The organism is Candidatus Erwinia dacicola (genome assembly GCF_001756855.1).
Classification (GTDB): Bacteria; Pseudomonadota; Gammaproteobacteria; order Enterobacterales; family Enterobacteriaceae; genus Erwinia; species Erwinia dacicola.
Genome location: NZ_MAYS01000115.1, coordinates 1 through 7,098 on the forward strand (window position 1 = coordinate 1; position 7,098 = coordinate 7,098).

Here is a 7,098-nt window from a genome sequence, read left to right on the forward strand (position 1 = left end):
CATTCGCAGTCGGGCAGGACGTGTTGTTGCTCAGCAATCCACTGTTCGGTGGACTTCATGCTGCAGGCCTTTGACTTGCAGCTCTGGCAGAAGAAGCGGGAGTGGGTACAGTCAGGTAAAGCCAGGTGAAGCGCAGCAGTAGCGGCGCACACCCATAGCGCAGGTGCCGCAGGCGAGCATGCGCTCAACGGCGAGTTGGGTCCACTGGCTGACGCTGTCGCCATGTTTTTCGAGATAGCGGTTCCAGCCGTCATCGACGGTGAAAAGGAGTTTGGCGGGACGCGGGATATACATGGAGCTGAGTATAAAGCGGAGCTCCAGTCATGCAAAGCACCGGAACGGCGAAGCTGTGACGCTCGCCCTTAAGGGCGCTACGTTCAAAAATTGCCAATTTATGGCAAAAAAGGAAAGATCAATAGACACCAAATTGGTTGTTCTGTTTTCGCCGAGGAGAGCTGACAGCGCTTCATGGATATCCCCAGTAGAAATGCTGCGCAGATACAGCCCCGGCAGCAGCTCTTCAACAGACGTAGCTCGCTTCAGATATGGCGTGCAAGGTGCTGTTGAAGTGTATGCCGTTGCCACTGCGATCTCTGACCTTCGGCACTTTTACACTGACATCATTTATCTGTTTTCAGCGTGTAAGTCGTTTGTTCACCCGTGTCGTTAACGTAGCGTAATTCTACGCTGAATACGTCAGGGATATCCCTAATAAAATTCAGGGTATTACTGGCTAAGGGTTTCATTAGAAGGTCAGTATTAAGTACACCAATGCTCCCGCTGACATAATGAATTTTTGCTCCTATCACCGATAGATGTATGGGGGACGGATTATGACACTGCAGCATTCTGGTATCAGTCCTTAAGCAGGTTACTTTTGGCATCGCCTCTTCTGGCGTAATGTGCACCTCGGCAGGGCGGTAAAAGAGTTTAATCTGGGTATTCATCGTCACGAGCACGTTGTTCTCTCTGGTATCATCTTTGTTTTCCGGTGGAATTTCGTAAATATTAAACCAGAAGAGTGATTCCCTGTTTGACGGAAGCATCGTGTGATTGTAAATAATCCGCACGCCCTTTATTCCCTGGGGTTCAAACCGTAATACTGGCGGAACGCTGACGAAAGGAATACTCTTGGCATCCGGCGTTCCCTCACCGTTGTCAATCCAAGTCTGCACAATGACCGGATAAGCATTGGTATTTGCCAGCATTAACGACTGCTCCCGGCTACCTTCCGAATACACGACCCGGGAACGTGAGGGCATTACACCAGCTGTTGCATAATCGCCCAGCGACAGAAAGATTAGAAGAAAAGCAAGCTTTTTCATTGTACCTTCACCACTACCGTTGCTGTTGCCCTGACTTTACCCGCGGTAACAGTCTGACCGCTGATTTTTTTTAGCGCTGCAACGAAGTTATAGGAGTAATTCGTATATCCCGACGCGCTGCTACCGGTGGCTGAGGCATTATTGAGGACCGGATACCAGCCCGCGCTGCTTCCCATAAAGCTGCTGTTAATCGGATCGATTCCGTTCTGTCCAATCAGCGTCAGCGGGGTGGAGGGCGCATTTGCATAGGCGATGGTAATGCCCACACCTTGAGCTGACGTTCCCGAAAAGTAATTATCAGAAAGCAGCATGCTCACTCCGCTGGAACTGTTTACTAGGCCCAGTGAGCTTGCAGCGGAGTAAGCACCGGGTGAAACCTGAAATCCCAGTGCCGTCTGTGAGGTAGCAGTTCCGGAGTTGACGCTGTTGCTGCATTCGACGCTGACGGTGAAATTGGCGCTGCTGGAAAGACCGTTATTCAGGTCGTTGACGGTTATTGTCGGCAACAATACTAGTGGTGTGGCGCTGCGCACGACGCAGGTTGGCGTGTTGTACAGACGATTTACTGCACGCATGCCATAACCAAATCCGTTATCGTAAGCCCAAAAATCCCAATGGTAGGCACTGTCCTCACCCACTTCATCGGCCACCAGTCCCGGCCCTTTGAGTTGTATATAGGCATTAGGCTGCGTACAGCTGTAAAGGGAACCGCTGGTTGTGCCATAAATAATTCCACTGCCAGTTGTGTTGTTATTGCCGCAATAAGAGGATACTGAGCTGGTCCCCGGCAGGGAACTGATACGGTAAAGCTCCGCGTTAAGGGGGGGAACATCCTGCAGACGGATCTGAATTTTAGTTCCAGATGTCGCATAGCTGGTTACCGGTACCTTCTGCCAGTACCGGGTAAGCACCTGACTGTCCATCGTCAGCTTCAGTCCCACGTAGGCAAAATATGTAGCGTATATGTCGGTCAGGCCATCGGTGGGGCCGAGATCGTAAAATCCGCCAACGCGATCGTCTCCATTAGTTGCCACCAGAAAATAAATGCTGGACAGATCACTCTGATCGCAGGTCCAGAGTACCGTTGAGGCCGTCGCGCCGCCGAAGGTATAATTTGTCGGAGGCACCGTCACGCTGCCCAGCAATGTACCTACCGGAGAGAAGTGGGTGTCAAACAGATTCACATTGCCAAAGGGGATAAGCGCTGTACGATCGTTCTCTGTCTGTGAGGCCCCTGAGCTGGTGCAGGCTGCCCACGCAGGCAGTACAGCAAGACTGGAAAGTAGCAGAACAGGTAGAAATATTTTCAGTATTTTCATATTAAATCTCGCACCTGACAGTCATAGTGACCAGAGGCATCTTGCGTTGAGCGTCTGTCAGCGAATAGGGAATGCGGCAGCGCGAGCTGTCACTCCATGTCACCGTAAAATAGCCACTTTCCCTTTCAGCCCGGACATAGAGCTGGCCCCCCTGGCCGGCAATCCCGACAGAACCGCCGTTTTCATCGTATACGGGCGTCCCCATGGGCAAGTTTTTTCCCTGCGGCGTGCTCACGTTCATTAGCATGGCAGTGCCCGTTTTGGTGCGGAAAATGACTTTACTCACCGCGCCTGCAACAGGAACCACGCGTTTCTGACTGTCGAGAATTTCCACATCCTCTTTCATACCCGTCGGGTCAAGGGATACGTTGTTAAAACGATAAGGCGTCATTGAAGGAATAAGTGCATATCCGCTGCTGTCTATTCTGCTCTGCGAAGAGCTGAACAGCTCAGCACCTTCGGCCCCTTTTGCCTCAACGAGGCCGAAAGTTTCTCCGAGGTATGGCCCGAGCGTCAGGCCGCCTGCGTGTAGTGCCGCGACTCCCTGCGCATTACCTGAAACCTGCCAGTAGTTTTTACCTGTCGACCCGTTAATTCCCACGGTGACCTTGGGCAGGCGGTCCTGCAGGCTCCCGTTTAAAGTTTTCTGATGCTGTTGCTGATCGTGTGCCGCACTGACGCTATAGGTCGCACTGCTCTGCTCATTCAGGGCACCGGAGACCGAAGTTTGATACTGACTGCCACCCGTGTTGCTGTGGTTATACGACGTGCTTAGAGATGCACGTCGTGCACTTTCAGGAAACAGGGGCAGGGAGAGCGTGGCGGATATTGCTGTTTCCCGCGAGCCGCCGGTGCCGAAGTTTCCGACCTGCTGGCGATTTACCGCAAGGCTCAATGAGATACCTCGGCCAACGTTTTTACCGTAGCCAACCTGGTACTGCGTATCGCGTGAGCGTCCGTTCCGGTAGTCCTGTATCGCTGCTGTTACAAAAACATTGCCGAGATTGTCCATATTCTGGCTCATCGTAACGTCAAATCTTTTGCGCTGTTCACTCGCGTATTGAAGCCAGTTTGCTACGCTGAGTGAGTCATAATGCAGGCCTAGAATGCCGGATAAATCACGATAACCGGTCGTAGAGTAGCGGTAGCTTGCCAGTGACACGGTGGTACCGGATGTTGCAAATGTTTTGCTCCAGCTAATATGGCTCATCCACCCTAGGAGGGTCTCTCCGCCTAGCATGGAGGCGTGAGAATAAGTAATGTCTGAACCTATTGCCCCCAGCTGACTTGCGTATACGCCGCCCAGCACTGAGGAAATGTATCCCTCGGAAAAACGCACGCCACTGTTCGCGGTGAAAGCATTTGTCAGACCCCGCTGATATATGAAATCGCCAAACTGGGCTTTTTTATTCATATCCCTTGTTTTACCGAGGGCCAGATTGTATCGGGAAACGCCCGGTCGAATGGATTCTGGCATTGCAGAAAAGGGTACGATAAATTTTTTGACCGCACCGTCCGTTTCGGTCACTTCTACCTGCAGATCACCGCTGTTACTGGTGGGAGTGAGATCCGAAATTTTAAACGCTCCTGGCGGAACGGTTATCTGGTAAATCTCATTGCCATTCTGGCGAACGGATATCTTCGCGTTTGTGTTCGCGATACCGCGAATAACAGGAGCATATCCCTGCATGGTATCCGGCAGCATTGCCTGAGAACTCGATAGATTGATGCCAGTGTAGCTCAGACCTGAAAAAAAATCACCGTTGGTAATAAGTTGTCCTGCTCTGAATTCGCTGGTGATGGCTGGAAGCGGGCGCTGAACGTGTCCTCTTATCGTCTGCCATGAAGCCTGCTGCTGCTGGCTCCATGTCGCCGATCCTGTCTGGCGATACTGCCATGTTCCGAAGTTAATTCCGCCATTCAGCGATAACCAGGCTGAATCCTGATTCCTTACGTTCGTCCCAGAATAAGACACGTGATAATAGTTTGCCAGATAGTTGGCAAATCCTATGTTTGTTCCTGTGTCATATTCATCGGGATTAATCCAGCCTCGCGGTTTTATGTTCAGCAGCGACTGTGGAACAATAATATCCATTCTGAAATTCGAGATGGAGAGTCGTGCCCTGGCCTGAGGCTCAATATCAGCAACAAAAAGGCATGACTCATTCTTGGTGATATCAGATCTGTTATTTTTAAAGCCAATGGTTTGAACTAACGCCTTTGAAAGGCAGGGCACATCTCTGCCAGCGTATGCTTTGACAATGACAGAAAATTTGCCCAGAAACTGCTGATTGACATACACATCGAGCCGATAGTCGCCAAGAAGTACGGCATCGGGCTGGGACAATTTAGCCAGTGCCTCCTGATTAATGTCACTGCCTTTGAACAACGACGCATCAAAATAATACTCGCTATCAGGGGCAGTGTTACCTGCTTCCCTAGCCTGTGCAGCGTAAGGTAAAGCGGAAGTCATTACCGCGAAACAAAGCGCCAGAGTAAATACGGGGCTATTTTGTAGATCACAGGTTCCTTTCATTTTCCACATAAGCGCCATAGTCATTTGCCTGCGTGATGAGTATTTTCCCGCCGCGCAAAGAAACAATCGATCCAGAGACTAACCATTCTGTTGAGGAAAAAGGAGCAAGCATTACCGTGTTCGCCAGCGGCACTGTCTGTTTGCCATTAACGAACCGTGCCCTACTGATTGAGAGGTAAAAACCTGTCGGATTGACAACGCGGATTTTCCCGTTTGTCAAGGAGAACTGAAGAGACTTATACGCATCACTTTGCCGCCCAGCCAGCGCCTCAGGACGGTAGAAAATCTTTACCCGATTTTTAACTGTAATAATCAGTTGATTTTGTGAGCGATCGGTAGACTTAACGGCTGGAATCTGGATGAAGTTCATATAAAACACCGACTCGCGATCCCGGGGTAGCGTTTCCGTGACATTAGTAGAAATAATCCTGATAGACTGCCCTTGATGCTGGTCAATGCGAAAAACAGGAGGAACCACAATAAAGGGGTTTGCTGTAGAGACATGTTCATCTTCGCCAGTTAGTTTAATTTCAACAATATAGGGGTTAGGATCAGTGTTGGTAAACTGAACCGTTTTTTCTTGAACGCCGGATGAAAAGATTACGCGTGTGCCTAGCATGATCACACTGGCAGATGAAGCATTCACGTAAAAAAACAGTAAGAAAAAGATGTTTTTTATCATGGATAAATCCAAAAAGGGCTGCTGTTAACAGCCCTGAATATCAGAGATAATTGATGGTATATTGTGCAACACCGATGACTTTACCTGCAGTCGTAGTGGTGCTGGTTGCCATATATTTGGCGCTGTAGGTTGCGGATGCTGATGTTGCGTTTGCAGCAAGCGTCATAGCCGCACCGCGTGTCACGCCGTTCAGATCGATCTGGCTGGTTCCTGTTGCGTCAGAATAAAGTGCAATCCCCACCCCTGTGGCGGCGTCTGTTGTGGCCGTATTTCCCAGAGCAAATGTCGTGGTATCGACGCTGGTACCCAGAAACTCTGGGTACATCGTCAGGGCGCTGGCGCTGGAGATACAGCCTGTAACTGAAATGGTAAATGGCGTCAGGCCTTCACTGTTACCCACCGCAGTTGTAGTTGTGCTGGCAGTATATAGTGCGCTCAGTGGAATGGTCGGCATCATCACAATCGCATTGGTTGTACTGTTAATGCTGATGCTGCATGTCTGTGCTGTTACTTCTCCCTGAAATGTCACCGTTGAAGCAGAGAATGCGGAAGCCGACATCATCATGGCAGCAACGAGACAGATTTTAGGCATTGATTTTATGTTCATAATTATCATTCCGATTGTTGTGGGCTATAAAGGCTTTGTTGAATAAATAGAGAATTACCTATTATTCAACAAAGTCGGCTATAAAGATAGTTGACTTTTCACATATGTAAATAAAATTGATGGATTTAATAAAATTACTGTCCCCCTTGGGGATAATGAAATTCAAATGCTGCTATAAAAATTGGGTTTACTCATTTTTGCTAATGCCAGTCAGAGTGGTATAATGATATTACCGCATGAGCAATACGTGGGCGTCAGGCGCGCAGTGGCATTGTTGAATAATATAGAGATTATGCTGCAATCCCATAAAAACGGGTAATGCTGCCAACTTATTGATTTAGTGTGTAATGGTGCTTTTGAGGTGCGCGAATTCAGATAATAAGAGCAACGCTCGGTCATGTAGATGGAGGGACGGTTAGCTACCGATAAGCTAACCTGCTCTTCCGATTAAAGATGAGCGAGTAACTATGAAATATCAGCAGTTAACCGAAGGATTACGATACCAGATAGCTCTGTTGTGTGAAGACAAAGTTAGTCAGGCCGAGATTGGTCGCCGGTTAGGCGTCTGTAAGTCAACAGACTCGCGGGAACTGCGCCGTAATCGTTCTGTAGATGGCTACCAGCCTGCG

General features: G+C 49.4%; 6 protein-coding genes and 2 pseudogenes. 1 reads left to right on the plus strand and 7 read right to left on the minus strand.

The genetic code is table 11. The annotated features are described in order from the left end of the window. The 7 genes and pseudogenes from BBW68_RS20500 to BBW68_RS03600 all read right to left on the minus strand — a co-directional run. Positions 1-294: pseudogene (locus BBW68_RS20500) on the minus strand (transposase zinc-binding domain-containing protein); the annotation flags it as partial. Between the two features lie 147 nt (positions 295-441). Continuing rightward, positions 442-628: pseudogene (locus BBW68_RS15635) on the minus strand (IS256 family transposase); the annotation flags it as partial. Then, a complete protein-coding gene (locus BBW68_RS03580) occupies positions 621-1,325 on the minus strand; it encodes a fimbrial biogenesis chaperone (protein ID WP_070134026.1) in 705 nt (234 codons plus the stop codon). The pseudogene BBW68_RS15635 and the gene BBW68_RS03580, both read right to left, overlap by 8 nt. Continuing rightward, entirely contained in the window at positions 1,322-2,644 is a 1,323-nt protein-coding gene (locus BBW68_RS03585) for a fimbrial protein (RefSeq protein ID WP_070134027.1), read from the minus strand. Before BBW68_RS03585 ends, BBW68_RS03580 begins: the two co-directional genes overlap by 4 nt. 1 nt (position 2,645) lies before the next feature. Further along, a complete protein-coding gene (locus tag BBW68_RS03590) occupies positions 2,646-5,198 on the minus strand; it encodes a fimbria/pilus outer membrane usher protein (protein WP_186821258.1) in 2,553 nt (850 codons plus the stop codon). Next, positions 5,164-5,862 (minus strand): fimbrial biogenesis chaperone, encoded by a 699-nt coding sequence (locus tag BBW68_RS03595; protein WP_070134028.1) that lies wholly within the window; start codon positions 5,860-5,862, stop codon positions 5,164-5,166. Before BBW68_RS03595 ends, BBW68_RS03590 begins: the two co-directional genes overlap by 35 nt. A gap of 40 nt (positions 5,863-5,902) precedes the next feature. Continuing rightward, complete coding sequence (locus tag BBW68_RS03600; RefSeq protein WP_070134029.1) at positions 5,903-6,469, minus strand: fimbrial protein; 567 nt, start codon at positions 6,467-6,469, stop codon at positions 5,903-5,905. Between the two features lie 467 nt (positions 6,470-6,936). Here BBW68_RS03600 and BBW68_RS15640 point away from each other — a divergent pair. Then, positions 6,937-7,098, plus strand: a 162-nt coding sequence (locus BBW68_RS15640) for a helix-turn-helix domain-containing protein (RefSeq protein WP_148127526.1), incomplete at its 3' end; no start/stop codon positions are given.

Coding starts and splice junctions, on each gene's coding strand:
- BBW68_RS03580 (WP_070134026.1), bottom strand. CDS start 1,325: ATGAAAAAGCTTGCTTTTCTTCTAATCTTTCTGTCGCTGGGCGATTAT.
- BBW68_RS03585 (WP_070134027.1), bottom strand. CDS start 2,644: ATGAAAATACTGAAAATATTTCTACCTGTTCTGCTACTTTCCAGTCTT.
- BBW68_RS03590 (WP_186821258.1), bottom strand. CDS start 5,198: ATGGCGCTTATGTGGAAAATGAAAGGAACCTGTGATCTACAAAATAGC.
- BBW68_RS03595 (WP_070134028.1), bottom strand. CDS start 5,862: ATGATAAAAAACATCTTTTTCTTACTGTTTTTTTACGTGAATGCTTCA.
- BBW68_RS03600 (WP_070134029.1), bottom strand. CDS start 6,469: ATGAACATAAAATCAATGCCTAAAATCTGTCTCGTTGCTGCCATGATG.